Annotated in this window: 13 protein-coding genes, 3 pseudogenes and 1 riboswitch; of the genes and pseudogenes, 10 read left to right on the top strand and 6 right to left on the bottom strand. The window is 67.4% G+C overall.

Annotated elements, in window-relative coordinates; translation table 11 throughout:
- Window positions 1-53 precede the first annotated feature (53 nt).
- Window positions 54-2,051, bottom strand: coding sequence for a bifunctional diguanylate cyclase/phosphodiesterase (locus tag QUE79_RS00445; RefSeq protein WP_286344926.1), 1,998 nt, complete (start codon window positions 2,049-2,051; stop codon window positions 54-56).
- Window positions 2,048-2,641, bottom strand: coding sequence for a biliverdin-producing heme oxygenase (locus tag QUE79_RS00440; RefSeq protein ID WP_286344925.1), 594 nt, complete (start codon window positions 2,639-2,641; stop codon window positions 2,048-2,050). Before QUE79_RS00440 ends, QUE79_RS00445 begins: the two co-directional genes overlap by 4 nt.
- 17 nt (window positions 2,642-2,658) lie before the next feature.
- Window positions 2,659-2,733, bottom strand: a riboswitch (cyclic di-GMP riboswitch).
- Window positions 2,734-2,879: 146 nt separating this feature from the next.
- On the opposite strand from QUE79_RS00440, the gene QUE79_RS00435 reads away from it, so the two are divergent.
- From QUE79_RS00435 to QUE79_RS00425, 3 genes are all read left to right on the top strand, one after another.
- On the top strand, window positions 2,880-3,203 hold the full coding sequence (locus QUE79_RS00435; RefSeq protein WP_286344924.1) for a DUF7882 family protein: 324 nt from the start codon (window positions 2,880-2,882) through the stop codon (window positions 3,201-3,203).
- 143 nt (window positions 3,204-3,346) lie between these two features.
- Window positions 3,347-4,165 carry a phosphatase PAP2 family protein gene (locus QUE79_RS00430; protein ID WP_286344923.1) on the top strand — a complete coding sequence of 273 codons (819 nt, stop codon included), beginning with the start codon at window positions 3,347-3,349 and terminating at the stop codon, window positions 4,163-4,165.
- Between the two features lie 57 nt (window positions 4,166-4,222).
- Window positions 4,223-5,200, top strand: coding sequence for a diacylglycerol/lipid kinase family protein (locus tag QUE79_RS00425; RefSeq protein ID WP_286344922.1), 978 nt, complete (start codon window positions 4,223-4,225; stop codon window positions 5,198-5,200).
- 105 nt (window positions 5,201-5,305) lie between these two features.
- Here the strand turns inward: QUE79_RS00425 and QUE79_RS00420 are convergent.
- Both QUE79_RS00420 and QUE79_RS00415 read right to left on the bottom strand, forming a co-directional pair.
- A pseudogene (locus tag QUE79_RS00420) lies at window positions 5,306-6,140 on the bottom strand (alpha/beta fold hydrolase).
- 97 nt (window positions 6,141-6,237) lie between these two features.
- The gene (locus QUE79_RS00415; RefSeq protein ID WP_286344921.1) at window positions 6,238-7,194 is read right to left on the bottom strand and encodes an NADP-dependent oxidoreductase; all 957 of its coding nucleotides are present in this window, start codon (window positions 7,192-7,194) and stop codon (window positions 6,238-6,240) included.
- A gap of 102 nt (window positions 7,195-7,296) precedes the next feature.
- On the opposite strand from QUE79_RS00415, the gene QUE79_RS00410 reads away from it, so the two are divergent.
- On the top strand, window positions 7,297-7,857 hold the full coding sequence (locus QUE79_RS00410; RefSeq protein ID WP_286344920.1) for a TetR/AcrR family transcriptional regulator: 561 nt from the start codon (window positions 7,297-7,299) through the stop codon (window positions 7,855-7,857).
- A 35-nt stretch (window positions 7,858-7,892) separates the two neighbouring features.
- On the opposite strand, the pseudogene QUE79_RS00405 reads toward QUE79_RS00410, so the two are convergent.
- Window positions 7,893-9,334 (bottom strand): annotated as a pseudogene (locus QUE79_RS00405) (helix-turn-helix domain-containing protein).
- Window positions 9,335-9,446: 112 nt separating this feature from the next.
- Here QUE79_RS00405 and QUE79_RS00400 point away from each other — a divergent pair.
- The 3 genes and pseudogenes from QUE79_RS00400 to QUE79_RS00390 all read left to right on the top strand — a co-directional run bounded on the left by QUE79_RS00400 (window position 9,447) and on the right by QUE79_RS00390 (window position 12,943).
- Window positions 9,447-11,309, top strand: coding sequence for a phosphoenolpyruvate carboxykinase (GTP) (locus QUE79_RS00400; RefSeq protein WP_286344919.1), 1,863 nt, complete (start codon window positions 9,447-9,449; stop codon window positions 11,307-11,309).
- Window positions 11,309-11,464 (top strand): hypothetical protein, encoded by a 156-nt coding sequence (locus tag QUE79_RS00395; RefSeq protein ID WP_286344918.1) that lies wholly within the window; start codon window positions 11,309-11,311, stop codon window positions 11,462-11,464. Before QUE79_RS00400 ends, QUE79_RS00395 begins: the two co-directional genes overlap by 1 nt.
- Window positions 11,461-12,943: pseudogene (locus QUE79_RS00390) on the top strand (glyceraldehyde-3-phosphate dehydrogenase). The gene QUE79_RS00395 and the pseudogene QUE79_RS00390 overlap by 4 nt, the downstream one beginning before the upstream one ends.
- Before the next feature lie 400 nt (window positions 12,944-13,343).
- On the opposite strand, the gene QUE79_RS00385 reads toward QUE79_RS00390, so the two are convergent.
- Window positions 13,344-15,017 (bottom strand): glycoside hydrolase family 13 protein, encoded by a 1,674-nt coding sequence (locus QUE79_RS00385; RefSeq protein ID WP_286344917.1) that lies wholly within the window; start codon window positions 15,015-15,017, stop codon window positions 13,344-13,346.
- Between the two features lie 77 nt (window positions 15,018-15,094).
- Here QUE79_RS00385 and QUE79_RS00380 point away from each other — a divergent pair, with 77 nt between their 5' ends.
- From QUE79_RS00380 to QUE79_RS00370, 3 genes are all read left to right on the top strand, one after another.
- Window positions 15,095-15,811: a TetR/AcrR family transcriptional regulator gene (locus QUE79_RS00380; protein WP_286344916.1), complete on the top strand. Its 717-nt coding sequence runs from the start codon at window positions 15,095-15,097 to the stop codon at window positions 15,809-15,811.
- A gap of 171 nt (window positions 15,812-15,982) precedes the next feature.
- Complete coding sequence (locus QUE79_RS00375) at window positions 15,983-16,303, top strand: hypothetical protein (protein ID WP_286344915.1); 321 nt, start codon at window positions 15,983-15,985, stop codon at window positions 16,301-16,303.
- Complete coding sequence (locus QUE79_RS00370) at window positions 16,300-17,238, top strand: MFS transporter (protein ID WP_286344914.1); 939 nt, start codon at window positions 16,300-16,302, stop codon at window positions 17,236-17,238. The genes QUE79_RS00375 and QUE79_RS00370 overlap by 4 nt, the downstream gene beginning before the upstream one ends.
- The last annotated feature ends 69 nt before the right edge of the window (window positions 17,239-17,307 follow it).

Below are 17,307 nucleotides of genomic sequence, written 5' to 3'. Positions count from 1 at the left end.
CGCTCGTCTGCAAGGGCTGGCGGGATACCCACGGAAACCCCTCCTGAGGCGTACTATCTGGCGGCACGGTCTCGTCCTCGGCTCTTCGCCCGGTACATGGCCTCGTCCGCCTGCCGGAGGAGTTCGGCCGCACTCCGGGTGAAGTTCGCGGACGCGATACCGACGGATGCCGTGACGGTCACCCACGTCCCGGCGAGCAGGACCGGGATCCGGAGCGCGGCCAGGACGCGTTCGGCGACGCTGTCCGCCTCCTCCGCCGTCGTGTTCTCGCACAGGATGACGAACTCGTCGCCACCGAGGCGGGCGACCGTGTCCTGGTCGCGAGTGGCCAGACGAAGCTGCCCCGCGACGTGGATGAGCAAAAGATCCCCGGTGTCGTGTCCAAGTTCGTCGTTGACGCTCTTGAACCCGTCCAGGTCGAGGAACAGCAGCGACAGGTCTTCGCCGCGCGCGTATTTCGTCAGACCGTGTTCGAGGCGATCGACCAGGAGCCGACGATTGGGAAGTCCGGTCAGCACGTCCGTGACGGCGAGGTCGGCGAGCTTCGACTCGGCTTCCTGAAGCAGGAAGCCGTCGAGGTCGCGCGACAGCTCGGCGGCTTCGCGATCGAGGCCGGCCCAGGGAAGCGACCTCCCCGAGACGCTCTGGGTCCAGGAGGAGAACGAGTTGCGGGGCGACAGGGGCGTCTGCCTGTTGCCGAGGGCCGTGTCCCCGAGCCAGTCCACGCTCTGCGCGACTTCACCCCGGAACCAGGCGATGAAGTCGTCCCCGCGGCCGATCGGAACGATCACGATTCCCGCGACATCGGGCAACAGCGCCGCCAGCGCGGGCGCCTCCACGCCGAGCGCCTCGGTCGCCAGACGCCTGTCCGGACTCAGCTCCTGCAGAGCTCGGCTCGCTCGGACGAGGCCCGCGTCGTCCGGTACTCGGCCGAGCGACGACGCCTCGCCATCGATGACGAGCGTGACACCGTCCGCAGGGACGAGGGTCAGCAGCGTCGTGCTGCCGCCGAGGAGAGCGTCGGCCATTCCGACCCCCGTCGACAGGCCCTCGATCAGGCGAGTCCGGATGCCCTGGAACCGCACCTGCGTGCGAAGCTTCTCGATCTCCGCCATGGAGCTCAGTTGCAGAGCCACCTGTCCGGCGAGCACCTCGATACCCTGCCGGACGAAGTAGGGGACCCGGTGCGGCGTGCGGTGGGCGCAGGTGATCATGCCGATGAGGACTCCGTCGTGGATCAAAGAGAACGACAGAGTCGAGGCTTGTCCCATGTTGCGCATGAACTCAAGATGATGTGGCGACACGCTCCGGAGCTCCGCTTGACCGAGATCGACCGTCGATGCGCCGGCGCCCTCGTCCGGAGAGACGAGGGCCGAGCCGTTCTCCGCGCTCGAGACGATGGAGCGCGACAGCTTCGTGAGGTACAGCTCACGCGCCTGCGCGGGGATGTCGGAGGCGGGAAAATGCAGGCCGAGATACGGATCCATGCCCGTCTGGGCCGCTTCGCCGACGACCTGCCCGTGGTCGTCCTCATGGAAGTGGTAGACCATGACCCGGTCGAAACCGGTGAGTTGGCTGACGGTGTCGGCGGTCTCCGCCCACAGCGCTTCGGGCGTCGTCAGCCGCGCCAGACGGTGTACCGCGGCGAACACCGCAGAGGTTTCCGCTCGGCCGACCCCGGGGAGCGACGGCTCGAGCTCGACGATGACGTTCGCGCCGCTCCGGTGGACGATCGCGTCGAAGTCCTGCTCTCCGACGCGGATCGGCACGGGATTGCTCGAGCCCGGAGCCGCGTCGGCCACCTCGACGATCGCCTGAAGCGCGTCGTCACCGACCAGGGCGGCAAGGGGTCGGGAGAGCACGTCGAGCACCGGCACGTGCAGGGTCTCCGCGATGCTGTCGCTCACTTCGAGAACGAGTCGGCCCTGCCTGTCCAGGACGAACAGGATCCCGTGCGGCTGAACGGCGCCAGGGCGTCGGAGCGGTTCCAGGACACATTCTGCGAGGCGGGTGTCCTCGCCGTCGGGGCGGAGGATCTCGGTGTCTTTCATCGGAGCGACGACCAGAGCGTCGAGTCCAGACGGGATCCGAACAGGTCGAAGGCGAGACGCGCGCCCCCAACGACCTCGCGCTGATCGCCGCCACGATCGTCGAATCCAGTCAGCGCCGCCTGCAGTGACCGCCACGGTCGCGGATGGTCGCGTCCGTCTCCGTCGTAGAAGCGCGTCGGCACGTCTCCGAGGCGAGCGCGAATGAGCGGACCGAGGACTCGACCGCCCAGCGAAGACCCCTCGATGACGTAGAGGAGACCGAGCACTTCGCCGAAGGAGGCGAAGCCCGCCAATCGGACGGTCTCGCGCACCGCCGGAGAGGACGAATCGAGGGATCGAAGATCGTCCTCGAGGAGAGGGGATCGGACGTGATCGGACAGGACGATTCCGGCACCGACCCAGTCGTCGCGCCACCGAGGTTCCGCCAAGATCGCCTCGACAGCCAGGTGGAACGAGATCAGACGATCGACGAGTCGCGCGTAGTCGGTCCGGGAGAGGAGCGAGGCGGGCAGCCCCAGAGCCGACTCGGCCCGCAGGTGGTCGTCGGCAGTGTCGAGTCGCAGACGTTGGGCCAGGGTGGTCGTGAGCATGGGCATCGCCTCAGCCGCTTGGTGGGCCGGCTGACCGCGTGGGTCCCGTGCCTTTGCGTCGCGGGTTCGCACCCGGTTTGCCATTGTCGATGAGCAGATGCTCACGCCAGCGCTTACCCTATCCCGCCTTCGGACGTGTGCGATTTGTCGGTGACGGGCGAACCTTCGGACGGCGACGAATGGTGCAGAAGCGATTGCGCCCGTAGTCTCAGGGGACAGCGAGACGGAGACAGCTCTCATGGGCACGCTCATGTACGGAAATCCAGGCATCACGGCGACGTTCGACGACCGAGCGCTCGTCCACCTCCAGATCGTGATCACCGCCAAGCTCCGTCGCCGCGAGAGTTTTCTGTTCAGTTGGTCCGACTCGGCCGCGGAAGGAAGCGGACACAGCTCGATCTGGCTCGATCCGACGAGCGTCCTGTACTTCCGTTTCCTCGGTGGACGGTCACCCAGCATCAACCGGTCGTGGCTCGCCGTCCTCGAGGCGTCTGCCAACGCCGGGACGGGTCTCGTCTACTCGGCCGAACCGAGGGGCCCCGAGCTTTCGTCAGCGGGTTAGGGCGGGTCTCTCACTTCGCCGCGGGTCGTGTGTGCCCTGGATCGCGCGATCTGCGGCGGCGTTCCCGAAGCAACCGATGCCGCGGGGGAGAACGGGCTCGACATCGCAGGCCCCCGCACAACCTCGGAGAGCAGACTCGGTCGATGAGCGAGTCGACGGAAGGCGCACCAGGCGCGGAAGAGACGCACGCACGCTTCGTGGGGCGGCAGGACGTCACCGCGTGGACGACTCCGGCCGGCCGCGGGCTGGCGCACCAGCATCGCCGGCTCAGCGAGGTCATCGGTGCCCACGGTGCCCTGATCGCCTCGCTGGCCGTCGGCGGCGCCATCTCCGTCGCCACCGCGTATTCGGCGTCTCGAATCTTCGACTCCGTGTCGGGCAGCACCGGCATTCAGACTCTCGACAAGCCCATCCTGGCGGCCGCGAAACGTCTCCGATCACCCGGGCTCGACCAGGCAGCGTCGAGCATCGCCCGGGTGTTCGGGCCGATCGGAATGCCGATCCTGACCCTGACGGCAGCCGCCGTCCTCGCGCGACGGCGCCGAACGCGGACTCCGCTGACCCTGCTGGTCGCGGCCGGCAGCGGCTCACTCCTGATGACCCTCAGCGGAAAGGGGATGATCCGCCGCAATCGACCTGCTCGGCACGACGCCATCGCTCCCTTCGAGTCGTCGCCGTCCTTCCCGTCCGGCCACACTCTGAACGCCACGACGATCGCCGGCACACTCGCGTACCTTCTCGTCCTCGGCCGACGGAAGCAGCTCCCGCAGGCCGCCATCATCGCCGCGGGTGCCGGCACCGCCGCCGCGGTCGGTCTCAGCCGGGTGCTGCTCGGCGCCCACTGGTTCACGGACGTCCTCGTCGGCTGGACCACGGGCACCGGCTGGCTCGGCCTCGTCGTCACGAGCCACCGCCTTTACCTCACGAGCAAGAGAGCTCCCGAAGCGTCGTCGAAGGCATGATGAGCCGCGGTGCGCAAGGGGCGGCGTCGAGCCGCCGGCGCCCCTACGCTGGAGCCAATGACCGATCCCAAGACCGCTGCGGTCATCTACAACCCCGTCAAGATCGACCTCGAGTCGCTGCAAGCGACTGTGGCCCGCGAAGCCTCCGAGGCCGGGTGGGCCGAGACCCTCTGGTTCGAGACCTCGGTCGACGACGTCGGTCAGGAGGCGACCGGTCGAGCGCTCGATCGCGGGGTGGACCTGGTGATCGTGGCGGGAGGCGACGGAACCGTCCGCGCCGTCGTCGAGGCCGTGCGGGGCCACGACGTTCCCGTCGCCCTTCTCCCGTCGGGCACGGGTAACCTTCTCGCCCGTAACCTCGGGATGTCCCTCGACGATGTACCCGGGAGCATCCGGGCCGCGTTCACGGGTGAAGAACGCAGGATCGACCTCGGCATGATCCGCATCGAACGGCACGACAAAACCCGGGACAGTCACGCCTTCGTCGTCATGGCCGGTCTGGGTCTGGACGCCAAGATGATCGCCAATACCGACGAGGGCCTCAAGAAGAAAGCGGGGTGGGCGGCCTACCTGAAAGCGATGGCCGCGTCCCTCCGTGACAAGCGCGAGCTCCACGTCCAGTTCCGGCTCGACGACGACACACCGTTTCACGCGACGGTTCACACTCTGATCCTGGCCAACTGCGGTTCCCTTCCCGGGAACGTCCTGCTCCTGCCCGATGCCGTGCTGGACGACGGCCTTCTCGATTTGCTGATGGCCCGCCCCGGCGGCTTCTTCGGGTGGGTCCGCACTCTCGCGAAGGTCGCCTGGACGAACCAGGTGGTGCGGCGCACCAAGACGGGCCGAGAACTCGCGGGTGAACAGAAGAGCGACCGCGATCTTCACTACGACACGGCGACGGCCTTCACGGCTCGTTTCTCTCGCCCCGAAGAGATCGAGCTCGACGGCGACGGGTTCGGCCGAGCCGTGGCCTTCAGGGCCTGGGTCGAGCCGGGCGCGCTGCGCGTTCGGACCGCCGCCGGCGCGATCCACTAGGGGCCCGGACCACCGTCGAACGGGGGACGACGTGATGTCACCACCGGCCCGACGGCTGCCCGCGGCACCGCACCGCTCGCAGGTCGCGATCGGAGTCCGCCGCGCCTAGGTGGCAAGGAACTCCAGGACGGCACGGTTCCATTCGTCGGCGTGGCTGACGGTGACGCCGTGCGGGGCTCCTCGACGACGTAGAGCTGGGAGCCGGCGATCGCCGCGTGCGTGCGGGCACCGGAGCCTTCGAGGGCACGACGCCGTCTCCGTCGCCGTGGATGACGAGGGTCGGCACGGTGACCTTCGTGAGGTCGTCGCGGAAGTCGGTGTTCGCGAACGACGCCATCGCCCCGAGGGCCGCGATCTTGGACGCCTGCCTGGCGAGGGCCAGGGCTTCCTGGCGATCCGCCTCGCTGACTTTCAGCTCGCCGTCGACCGAGAAGAACTGCGTGATGAAGTCGTCGTAGAAGGCGTCTTCGTCTTTCGTGAGCCCCGCGGTCATCTCCGCAGCCTGCGTCTTCGGCAGGGGTCCGTCCGGGTTGTCCGAGCCCTGGAGCAGGTACGGCGGCACGGCCGACGCGAACACGACGCTGTGGAGCCGCTCGGCGCCGTACTTCGAGAACCAGCGTGCGACTTCGCCGCCGCCCATGGAGAAGCCGACGAGGGTCACGTCGTCGAGGTCGAGCTCGGTGACGATCGTGTGCAGGTCTTCTGCGAGGTGGTCGTAGTCGTAACCGGTCTTGGGCTTGTCACTGCGGCCGAAGCCGCGGCGGTCGTAGGTGATGACCCGGTAGCCGGCGTCGACGAGAGCCGGGACCTGGTGGTTCCACGACGCTCCCGACAGCGGCCAGCCGTGGATCAGGACGATCGGGCGACCGGAACCACCGGTGTCGTCCACGTGCAGCTTGGTGTCTTTGAACAGTCCGTGGTGAGCAGTGATCTCGGGCATGGTGCTCCTTTCGTCCGCCGCGTCCGCGGCGATACCCCGTGCTTACCCGCCGCCACCTGAGAGCACTCCTGCTTTCGTGTCACCCGGACCCGCCGAGCTACGGAATCAGCACAACCTTCCCGTGCGGCGCCCCGGACAGGCTGAGCTCGGCGGCGGTGCGCCACTCGGCGAGCGGGAACGTCTTCGCCACGGGGATCGTGAACTCGCCCACGGCGCTCAGGGCCGCGTAGTCGGCCAGGAAGTCGGAGGTCGGAAACCCGCCCACGGCCATGAGCTCGTCGATGTTGACGCGGGCGCCCCGGCTGCGTGCCTCGTCATGGTTGCTGATGGTGACCACGCGTTTCGGGTCATCCGCGATCTCGACGAGGGCAGCGATCGCGCCGGCGTTGGGACGGGACACGTCGAGCACGTGATCGATCGGCCCGTCGGAGAGCGCCCGGACCCGCTCGACCATGCCGTCGCCGTAGGGCGTCACCATGGCGCCGAAGGCCTCGAGGTCGGCGGCGAACGTCGTGCCCGCCGTGGCAATCACTCGGGCGCCGGCGCGCAGGGCGATCTGCACGGCCGCGTAGCCGACCATGCCGCCCGCCCCGTGGATGAGCACGGTCTCGCCCGGCTTCACACTCACCAGGTGGAGGGTCCAGGCCGCGGTCTGCAGCACCATCGGCAGAACCGCCGCATGAACGGCGTCGAGCCCGACCGGGACGGCGAACCACAGGTCCAGGATCGCGAAGTCGGCGGCACCCGCACTCGGCTCCGCCGCGAAGTCCGACGATCCGAACACGAGCTCTCCGACGGCCACGTCGTCGACTCCCTCTCCGATGGCGTCGACGGTTCCCGCGACGTCGAATCCGATGCCGCGCGGAAGGGCACCGGGCATGAAGCCCCGGCAGAGCTCCCAGTCGGCCGGGTTGAGACCGACGGCTGCCACGTGGACCCGAATCCTCCCCGGGCCCGGGCCCGGGTCGGGGATCGAGGTCCGCTCCTCGCGCAGGACGTCGAGGGGTTCGCCGACCTCGTGGAATCGGATGGTTCGTGACTCGACTGCGCTCATGACGCTCTCCTTCGTGACGTGCTGGGGTGCTCTTCGTAGTGTCAGTCGCAGACGCTACCACGTTGCGACAGTCGCTGTCACTACGTGCGCTACACTCGACGCATGCCGAGAAGCGGGAAGGAAGCACGCGAGCGCCTGGAGAAGGCGGCCCTCGAACTCTTCACCGAGCGCGGCTTCGATGCCGTGACCACGGCGGAGATCGCCGCTCGGGCGGGCGTGACCGAGCGCACCTACTTCCGGCACTTCCCCGACAAACGCGAAGTGCTTTTCGACGGCGAGCGGCGCCTCGCCGAATGGGTGGCCGAGGCTCTGGCGTCGGTGCCCGCCGACGAGCCGCTCTGGCCAGCGATGCGCCGCACGGTCGACCTCATCGTTCCGCCGCTCGAGGCCAACCGGCAGGCGGGCGACCGTCTCGCCGTCATTGCCGCGGCGACGCCCGCCGTACGCGAGCGCGCTGCCTCGAAGGAGTCCACCCTCATCGCCCTGATCACCGAGCTTCTGGTCGCCCGCGGTGCGTCCCCCGACGACGCGGCGCTCGCCGCCCGAACGGCCTGGGGTGTTCTCGCCCACGCGATCGGCGCCTGGCGCGCCGCTCCCGGCACTCCGCTGCAGCCACACGTCGACCGCGGCTTCGCGCGGCTCGGCGGGCTCGTCGTCGGCTGAAGCTCACCGCGAGTCGTCCGGAGCGGCGCCGTCGATCAGATCTGGTCGGCGTGCTTCTCCAGGAAGCTGAAGACCTCGGAGTCGTCGATGCCCGGGAAGGTGCCGGTGGGCAGCGGCGACAGGATGTGGGCGTGCAGACGTGCGCTCGGCCAGGCGCTGTCGCTCCACCGGTCGGCGAGCTCGGCGGGCGCCTGGCGGCAGCACGACTCGTCGGGGCAGGTCGAGACGCCGCGCGAGGTCGTTTCGCGCCCCGGAACCACTTCGACTCGGCGAACGGAACACCGGTCGTGATAGAGAAGCTTCCCGATGACGTCGTGCCGGTCTGGGTGGCGCACCAGTAGGTGCCGGTCGGCAGATCGTTGTACTGGTAGAACTCAGTGGTGCGGTTCTCGTGGTCGAACGCGGTGCGAGCGCTCCACTTCCGGCAGACGATCTGACCCTCGATGGCGCCGGTGGCGTCGACGGGCAGCGGGAGGCCGTCGTTCTCGTAGCCCTTCTGGACGGCTCCGTCGTCGCTGATGCGCAGAAAGTGCATGGTCATGTCGAGGTGCGAGGTCGCGAGATTCGTCAGGCGGAGCGCCGCCGACTCGTGAGTCGTTCCGAACGCGTCGCGGAAGTCTTCGACCGACAGGTTCCGTTCGCGCTTGGCCTGCTGCAAGAACTCGACCGCCGCCCCGCGCGGCATCAGGCACGCCGCGGCGAAGTAGTTGATCTCGAGTCGCTGCTGGAGGAACTCGGCGTAGTCGAGCGGCCGGCGGTGCTCCAGGATGCGGTGCCCCATGGCCTGGAGCGCCATCGAGCGCAGACCGTGACCGCCCGGGATCGACGCCGGCGGAAGGTAGATCCTGCCGTTCGCGAGGTCGGTGACGGACCTGGCGGAGTGCGGGAGGTCGTTCACGTAGATGAGGGTGAAGCCCAGCTGCTCGGCCATGACGCTGACCTCGCGGTGCGACAGCGCTCCGATGGTGTGACCGGCCGCCTTGACGCGCTCCTCCGCGATGGCCTCGATCTCGGGGATGTAGTTGTTCTGGCCGCGCATTCGCAGGCGGATCTCGTTGTTGGCCCGCCTCGCCTCCTCGGGCGTCGCGATGGCCAGACGCGCTCGCCGGTCGAGCTCCCGGTAGAGCCCGGCGATGGTCTCGAGCGTGGCCGAGGGCGTGCCGGCACTGGGTCGCACCGGCTCCAGGCCGAGGGAGGCGAAGAGAGGACCGCCCTGGAAACGGGAGATCTCGACCTCGAGGGCCGACCGGGGATCCGGCGCCTCGTTCTTGAGCAGATCGGTCAGGGGAACCGACAGGGCCTCGGCGATGACGCCGAGGAGGGAGAGACGCGGTTCGCGCTTGCCGGTCTCGACGAGGGACAGCTGGCTGGTCGAGATTCCGCTCGCTCCGGCGAGGTCGGACAGCGTCATTCCCTTCTCGGTGCGGAAGTGGCGGATGCGGTGCCCCAACGTGATGACGTCGATGTCTGCGCTCATTCTTTGACGATATCGGGAAAAGGGCGATTTTCCCCACGATCAGTTTCGAAATTCACGCTGATCTCCACCAAGAATCGAGACAGGACAAGGCCTCGACCCAAGGAGATCGCTGATGATCACGAACCCGAACCACCCGGCTCGCCTGGAGCACAACGTCGTTCCGGGATCACCGCGCGTCCGGCTGGACGCGTGGGTCGCCGACGTCGCACGCCTGACCCAGCCCGACGACATCGTGTGGTGCGACGGTTCGGCCGAGGAGAGCCGGCGTCTGACCCGGCAGCTCGTCGCCGAGGGAAAGCTCGTCGAGTTGAACCCGGATCTCCGACCGGGAAGCTACCTGGCGCGAACCAGTGCGAACGATGTCGCGCGGGTCGAGGGCAGGACGTTCACCTGCTCCGTCGACGAGGACGACGCCGGACCGACGAACCAGTGGCGGGATCCGGTCGAGATGCGGGCCGAGCTCGACGGCGTCTTCGCGGGGAGCATGCGCGGGCGCACGATGTACGTCGTCCCCTTCTCGTTGGGCCCCGTCGGAGGTCCGCTCTCGCAGCTCGGCGTCGAGATCACCGATTCCGCCTACGTCGTGCTCAGCATGGGGCTGATGACCCGGCTCGGCGACCGCGTGCTCCGCGAGATCAACGCGGGGACGCCGTGGGTCGCCACGGTCCACAGTCTCGGACACCCGCTCCGCGGTGACGACGGTGCCCTTCAGGAGGACGTCGCCTGGCCGTCCAACGACACCAAGTACATCGTGCAGTTCCCGGAGACGAGAGAGATCTGGTCGTACGGCTCCGGCTACGGTGGCAACGCTCTCCTCGCCAAGAAGTGCTTCGCGCTCCGGATCGCGTCGGTGATGGCGCGCGACGAGGGCTGGCTCGCCGAGCACATGCTGCTCATCAAGGTCACCTCGCCCGAGAACCACACCTTCCACGTGGCGGCGGCGTTCCCATCGGCCTGCGGCAAGACGAATCTGGCGATGCTCCAGCCGACGATCCCGGGCTGGACGGTGGAGACGATCGGAGACGACATCGCCTGGCTCAAGCAGGGCTCCGACGGGCGCCTCCACGCCATCAATCCGGAGGCGGGCTTCTTCGGGGTGGCTCCCGGGACGGGCACGCTGACCAACCCGATCGCCGTCGAGACGGTTCGGGCGAACACGATCTTCACGAACGTCGCGCTCACCGACGACGGTGACGTCTGGTGGGAGGGCCTCACTCCCGAGGCTCCGGCGCATCTGATCGACTGGACGGGCGCCGACTGGACGCCCTCGTCGGGCACTCCGGCCGCGCACCCGAACTCGCGGTTCACGGTGTCCATCGACCAGTGCCCCACGCTCGCCGAGGACGCCCACGAGAGCTTCCCCCTCGACGCGATCCTGTTCGGTGGCCGACGTGCCACGAACGTGCCCCTCGTCGTTCAAGCGAGAGACTGGAAGCACGGCGTCTTCCTGGGCGCCACGATCTCGTCCGAGCAGACCGCCGCGGCCGAGGGCTCTGTCGGGTCGCTCCGGCGCGACCCCTTCGCGATGCTCCCGTTCTGCGGGTACAACATGGCCGACTACTGGTCGCACTGGCTCGACGTCGGCGATCGGCTCGGAAGCCGCGCGCCGAAGATCTTCCAGGTGAACTGGTTCCGCAAGGGCGACGACGGCAGCTACCTCTGGCCCGGTTTCGGAGACAACTCCCGCGTTCTCGAGTGGATCCTGCGCAGGGTCGAGAACAGGATCCCGGCGGTCCGGGTTCCCATCGGCGAGGTTCCCCGGCTCCGCGACCTCGACGTCAGCGGGCTGGACGTGACGCGAGACCGGCTCGAGCAGCTGTTCGACGTCGATCCGGATTCCTGGCTGGCCGAGTGCGACCTCACGGAGGAGTTCTTCGCCCAGTTCGGCGACCGGGTTCCTCCGGAGTTCGCGGACGTCCTGCGGTCGACGCGCTACAGCCTCCACAGCGCGCGGTTCGTCGAGAAGGTGGCCTGATGTCGATCGTCTCGAACCTGCCGCGGATCGGGCCCGGCGAGAAGAACGCCGTGCCGATGCTCTCGGACGGAGAACGCGTCGGAACGGGCGACGGGCCGGCCTGCGTCATCGCCGACCACCGCGGATCCACGTGGCACACGGGTGGTGCGGAATGACCGACCCCGCTCTTCGCGAAGCCCTTCAACTCACCTGGACGGACAAACTGGCAGCGGCCGAGGCGATGATCCCGCTCATCGGTCGTCTCTACCGGCACAAGGACGTCGTGGCGTCCCTGTACGGTCGTCCTCTCCTCGGGCAGTCGCCCATCGGCATCCTGAAGGCGCACCGTTTCACTCGCAGGATCGAGGAGGCCGAGTTGCCCGCGACGGAGAGCCTGGCGATCCTGACCGAACTCGACCGCATCGACCTGTCCCCGGCGTCGGTCGACATCGCCGAGCTCGCCCTGCGGTTCCGCGAGGACACCACGAGTGCGACCCTGGCCGAATTCCTGGCGGATGAGCTCTTCCTGGCGCGCGGGTCGGGCGACGGCCGCCGAGGATCCCGTCGCGTGACGTCGTCCTGTACGGTTTCGGCCGAATCGGCCGGATGCTGGCCAGGATCCTGCTCGAGCGCGCCGGTGAGGCGGCGCCCTCACCCTCCGCGCGGTCGTCGTGAAGCGGCGGGGCGCCAACGACCTCGTGAAGCGCGCCAGCCTCCTCCGTCGCGATTCCATCCACGGGCCTTTCGAGGGCACGATCTCGGTCGACGTCGAGAGCGACACCATCCTCGCCAACGGCACCCTGATCCAGGTCGTCTACTCCGACTCGCCTTCCGCGATCGACTACGAGGAGTACGGGATCCACGACGCCATCGTCGTCGACACCACCGGCCGCTGGCGCGACTCCGACGGACTCGAGCAGCACCTGGTCAGCCGCGGCGCGTCTCGGGTGCTGCTCACCGCTCCCGGCGCGGGCGCGATCAAGAACATCGTCCACGGCATCAACCACGACTCCCTCGGCGACGACCGGATCGTGAGCGCCGCATCGTGTACGACGAATGCGATCGTCCCCGTCCTCAAGGTGATCGCCGACCGGTTCGGCGTCGCGCACGGGCACGTCGAGACGGTCCACTCCTTCACGAACGACCAGAACCTCGTCGACAACTTCCACTCGGCCGACCGTCGTGGCCGGGCCGCCGGCCTCAACATGGTGATCACGGCGACCGGGGCGGCGCGGGCGGCGGAGAAGGCCCTGCCCGAACTGGCGGGAAGGCTGTCGGGGAACGCGGTGAGGGTTCCGACCCCCAACGTGTCGCTGGCGATCCTGCACCTGACCCTCGAGCGGCCCGCCACCCGAGACGAGGTCAACGCGTATCTGCGCGACGTGTCGCTGGCGTCAGAGCTGCGCCGTCAGATCGACTACATCGAGTCTCCGGAGGTCGTCTCCACCGACTTCCTCGGAACCCGTCGCGCGGGCGTCGTCGACGGCCTGGCCACGATCGCGGACGGCTCCGAGCACGTCGTCCTCTACGTCTGGTACGACAACGAGTCGGGCTACAGCCGCCAGGTCTTCCGCATCCTCCAGGAGATGACGGGCGGCCACCCGATGTCGCTGCCGGTGTCGTCGTCCGTTGCGGCGGCCGTCGGGCGGGGGTGAGGTCGCTCGGCTCGTCGCCATGCCGGCGTCCGCGGATCCGGAAGCCCGATGGCGTCGACCTGGCCGGGACCATCAGTCTCACGATCGCTCCGGAGACGTGGGGCTGAGGCGATTTCAAGTCCATCGGTCTTCTGGCCGTCGGCGCCGTCGCACTCGTGGCGATCACCCTGGTCGAGCTTCGCGGGAAGGAGCCGCTGATCGGCGACACCTTCGCCATCGTGTTCTGGGTCTGATCGGCGGTCGGTGTTTTCGCGATCGTCACCGCGCTGGCTGCGCCTGGACTCCGAGGCGACTCCAGGATGCCAGGCCGATCGGAGTCGACGAAGTCGATGCAGTGACCGGCGGCCGCTGACCGATCGCCCGTCCCCACGACGTCGCGGCGCGGTCGATGCGATCAGGCTCAGGCGCGATCCGACCTCTCTAGCCAGGCGGTCGTCTCCGAGGCCAGCAGGCCGCCCTGGAGTGGTCCGCTCGTGAGGCGGATTTCGCCTTCGGGCAGCTGAACGGGATCGCTGCCGAAGTTGGTGACCGAGGTCCATCCGCCGGGTCGGCGGAACGCGACGACGTCCGGGCCGAGGTCGATCCATTCGAGCTCTTCACCCGACTGCAAGCGTCTCCGCAGCGCGAGAGCCGATCGGTAGAGCGACAGTGTCGATGCAGGGCTTGCCGACTCGGATTCGACCGAGACGTCTGCGAACCAGTCGGGTTGCGGTAGGTGCGAGCCGCCCGTGCTGAAGCCGAAAAAGGGCTTCGAAGACGTCCAGGGCAGGGGGACTCGGCTGCCATCGCGCGTGGCGAAGATGCCGTCGATGCTTCGGCCCTGCGGGTCTTGTCGCGCATCGTCTGGGATGTCCGTCACTTCGTGCAGGCCGAGTTCTTCGCCCTGGTAGAGGTAGGCGCTTCCCGGGAGGGCCAGTGCGAGCAGGGTGGCGGCCGTCGCTCGCCGAAGGCCGTGCTCACGTGCTCCTGGCGGGAGCGGCACTGCGCTGGTGCTTCGTCTCGACTGGGGCAAAGGACTTGGCGCGAATCGCGTCGCGTGGCGGATGATGTCGTGATTGGAGAGGACCCAGGTGCTCGATGTCCCTGAAGCATGTGCGCGGTCCAGGCTGTCGTGAACGACGTCGCGGAAGCTGCGGGCATCCCACGGATTCCAGAGGAAATCGAAGTTGAAGGCTTGACCAAGGCTGTCCGGGCTCGAATATCGGATCAGGCGATGCGGCTCGACCCAGGTCTCGCCCACTGCGAAGAGCGGCGGGTCGTAAGAATCGAAGAGGTGGCGCCACGACGAGTAGATATCGACGAGTTCGTCTCGATCGACAAGCGGATGATTACCGTCCGCGAACCTGCTGCGGCCGCCGGACCCCATCGGTTCGGGAAGGTTCGCGCTGACCGTCTCCCAGGCGGGATATGGCTCGTGAAGGTCTTTCGCGAGGGCCATGGCGACATCCACCCGGAAGCCATCGACCCCTCGGTCGCCCCAGAATCGCAGGGTTTGGAGGAAGTCCTCTCGAACGTCCGGGTTGTCCCAGTTCCAATCGGGCTGCTGCGGGGTGAAGAGATGGAAGTACCACTGGCCGTCAGGAACGCGCGTCCACGCGGGGCCGCCGAAGAAGGACTGCCAATCATTGGGCGGGAGCTCACCGGAGAGCCCCTTGCCGTCTCGGAAGATGTATCGCCTGCGAGCCGGTGCGCCGGGCTCCGCCGAGAGGGCTTCGCGAAATCGAGCGTGCCGATTCGAACTGTGATTCGGCACGATATCGATGATGACCTTCAGATTCCGAGCGTGGAGCTCGGCGATCACGGCATCGAACTCGTCGAGAGTGCCAATCGCCGGATCGACGTCGCGGTAGTCGTCGACGTCGTAGCCTCCGTCGGCTAAAGCGGACGGATAGAACGGGCTGAACCAGACTGCATCGACTCCGAGAGATCCCAGGTAGTCCACGCGGTTCAGGACGCCGGTCAAGTCGCCGATGCCGTCACCGTTCCCGTCGGCAAAGCTCCGGGGGTAGATCTGGTAGATCGCGGCCTGCCGCCACCAGGCGGAGTTGTCGATGGTGGGTGTGCTGTCGGTCATCTAGTACCTCTTCGTCACTCTTGGGCCTCGTCCTGTCCCATCAAGACGAGCCAGCCGACTTTAGCATAAAGCTCCATGTGGAGGTTTTCGACGAACCGGCAGACCTAGACTGGCTTGATCGCCGCGCCGGGCGAAGCAATCAAGGTCAATCGCAGGAGATGAGAATGTCCAATTCGGAGCTCGAGTCGCGAGTCTCACGCGAAGACACCGGCAGGCGGGGCCCGTATCCGAAAGGTGTCCAGCGTCGTCAGCAGATCCTCGACCGCGCGCTTGCCGTGTTCAATGAGCGAGGCTTCGAGGGGACGTCCCTGAGGGCGCTGGGAGAGGCGATCGGTGTTTCCCATGCGGCTCTGAGGCACTATTTCGATTCGAGGGATCAACTCCTTCTCGAAGTGCTTCGCGAGGCCGACCGGCGCGCTATGGATTTCGCTGAAGAGTCGGGGCAAGGCGCAGTGGATTTCGTCCTCCGCGGGGCCGACTACAACATGCGGATTCCCGGACTCATGGCTCTGTACAACACGATGTCCGCCCACGCTCTCGAGTCCCACGACGAGCACTCGCGAGCCTTTTTCGTCGAGCGCTACGAGCGAGTTCGGGGAGCGCTGGCCGCCATCTTCGAAGTGGGTCGCAAGGAGGGCACGATTCGTGAGGACATCCCCCTGGAGGTGGCTGCTTCCCTCGTCATCGCTGCCTGCGATGGTCTGGCAACCCAGTGGCTGATCGATCCCACTGTCGACATGCGCGGGGCGATGCACCTCCTGGATCGGTTGCTGGGCACGAGTTCGATCGACTGAGGCCGACTGCCCGTCTCCTGAAGGCGTCGGCTTCGCGTGGCGGCCGCTGACGGGTCGGTGGTTCGGTACGCCCGCGCGCTGTCAAAGAAGTTCCACGCGGAGGTTCCGGGTGGAGGTTTTTAGTGATAGCGTCCTGGGCGACCCCCGCCACCAGCACGAAGGAGTGTGCCCATGACCGTTCTTCCCGGAGAGCAAGCGAATCCCGACCTCGGGGACCTGATCGATTCGCCCCGTCCGACGCTCAAGTCGCTGAACCTCAGGATGCTGTTCGTGACGCTTCCCCTCGCCATCCTGAGCTTCAGTGTGTTCTGGGGTGGAGTGCAGGGGATCCTGCTCCCGCTGCAGGTCCAGGGAATCGATCGTGTCGGCCAGAACGGCTCGCTGGCGCTCATCGTCGGGATCGGCGCGATCGCTTCGATGGTGGCTGCTCCGATCGCTGGAACAGTGACCGACCGCACTCGTTCCCGCCTCGGCGGCCGAGCCCCTGGATGATCGTGGGCGCCGTCGGCACCTTCGGCTTGGCCGTCGCGCTTTCGTTCGCGAACTCGATCGCGCTCATGATCGTCCTCCTGGTCGCGATCCAGTTCACGACGGCGCTCATCCTCACTCCGGTCAGCGCCTATATCCCGGATCGTGTCCCAGCGGTCAAGCGTGGAATGTTCTCCGCGGCGTTCGGACTTGCTCAGCTGATCGGAAGCGTCGTCGGACAGACCATCGGTGCGACGTTCTCGACGAGCATCACCATCGCCTACCTGGTGCTCGGTGGATTACTCGCGGTTCTCGTCATCGTGTTCTCGCTGGTCAACGTCAAATCGAACGTGGGCGAAACGCGGCTGCCGCTCGACGTGCGGGCGATCCTGTCGACATTCTGGGTGAATCCCATGACCCATCCGAATTTCGCGTGGGCGTTCTTCGGCCGCTTTCTTCTGTTCACCGGCTACTTCCCGATCCAGACGTTCATGCTCTACCTGCTGCAGAACTTCATCGGCCTTGGTGACGCGGCCGTGGCCGCGATCCCCACCATCGGTCTTGCCAACCTCGTCGGGTCGATCGTCGGCACGTTGGCTGCGGGGCTGGCGGTTCAGAAGTTCCAGCGGACCAAGCCGATCATCTACGTGGCCTCGGCCGTGATAATCGTGGGGCTGATCGTGCCTCTGGTCGCGCCGACTCTGGCGTCGATGCTGGTCTATTCAGCTCTGGCTGGCTTCGGAATGGGCGGATACATCTCGGTGGACTTCACACTGATCACGCTGGTGCTTCCCGAGGGTGGGAACACGGGCAAAGACCTCGGCATCATCAACATCACGACCACTCTTCCGCAGACGATCGGGGTGACTGTGGGGGTGCGGCAATCGCGCTCTTCGGCGGCTACGTGGCCCTCCTGCCCTTCGCGATCATTGCGACTGCCCTCGGGGCGACACTCCTGATGTTCATCCGCGGAGTCAAGTGACCCGGCAATCCGGCGCCGGGTTGGCCCCGGCCAACGCCCGCACCTG

It is taken from the genome of Frondihabitans sucicola (assembly GCF_030296615.1).
Taxonomy (GTDB): domain Bacteria; phylum Actinomycetota; class Actinomycetes; order Actinomycetales; family Microbacteriaceae; genus Frondihabitans; species Frondihabitans sucicola.
The sequence above is the reverse complement of the archived record's forward strand: the minus strand, read 5'-3'. Positions and strand labels throughout refer to the sequence as shown.

What these genes read in the sequence shown, in the direction of transcription:
- QUE79_RS00445 (WP_286344926.1), bottom strand. Translation starts at nt 2,051, where the DNA reads ATGAAAGACACCGAGATCCTCCGCCCCGACGGCGAGGACACCCGCCTC.
- QUE79_RS00440 (WP_286344925.1), bottom strand. Translation starts at nt 2,641, where the DNA reads ATGCTCACGACCACCCTGGCCCAACGTCTGCGACTCGACACTGCCGAC.
- QUE79_RS00435 (WP_286344924.1), top strand. Translation starts at nt 2,880, where the DNA reads ATGGGCACGCTCATGTACGGAAATCCAGGCATCACGGCGACGTTCGAC.
- QUE79_RS00430 (WP_286344923.1), top strand. Translation starts at nt 3,347, where the DNA reads ATGAGCGAGTCGACGGAAGGCGCACCAGGCGCGGAAGAGACGCACGCA.
- QUE79_RS00425 (WP_286344922.1), top strand. Translation starts at nt 4,223, where the DNA reads ATGACCGATCCCAAGACCGCTGCGGTCATCTACAACCCCGTCAAGATC.
- QUE79_RS00415 (WP_286344921.1), bottom strand. Translation starts at nt 7,194, where the DNA reads ATGAGCGCAGTCGAGTCACGAACCATCCGATTCCACGAGGTCGGCGAA.
- QUE79_RS00410 (WP_286344920.1), top strand. Translation starts at nt 7,297, where the DNA reads ATGCCGAGAAGCGGGAAGGAAGCACGCGAGCGCCTGGAGAAGGCGGCC.
- QUE79_RS00400 (WP_286344919.1), top strand. Translation starts at nt 9,447, where the DNA reads ATGATCACGAACCCGAACCACCCGGCTCGCCTGGAGCACAACGTCGTT.
- QUE79_RS00395 (WP_286344918.1), top strand. Translation starts at nt 11,309, where the DNA reads ATGTCGATCGTCTCGAACCTGCCGCGGATCGGGCCCGGCGAGAAGAAC.
- QUE79_RS00385 (WP_286344917.1), bottom strand. Translation starts at nt 15,017, where the DNA reads ATGACCGACAGCACACCCACCATCGACAACTCCGCCTGGTGGCGGCAG.
- QUE79_RS00375 (WP_286344915.1), top strand. Translation starts at nt 15,983, where the DNA reads ATGACCGTTCTTCCCGGAGAGCAAGCGAATCCCGACCTCGGGGACCTG.
- QUE79_RS00370 (WP_286344914.1), top strand. Translation starts at nt 16,300, where the DNA reads ATGATCGTGGGCGCCGTCGGCACCTTCGGCTTGGCCGTCGCGCTTTCG.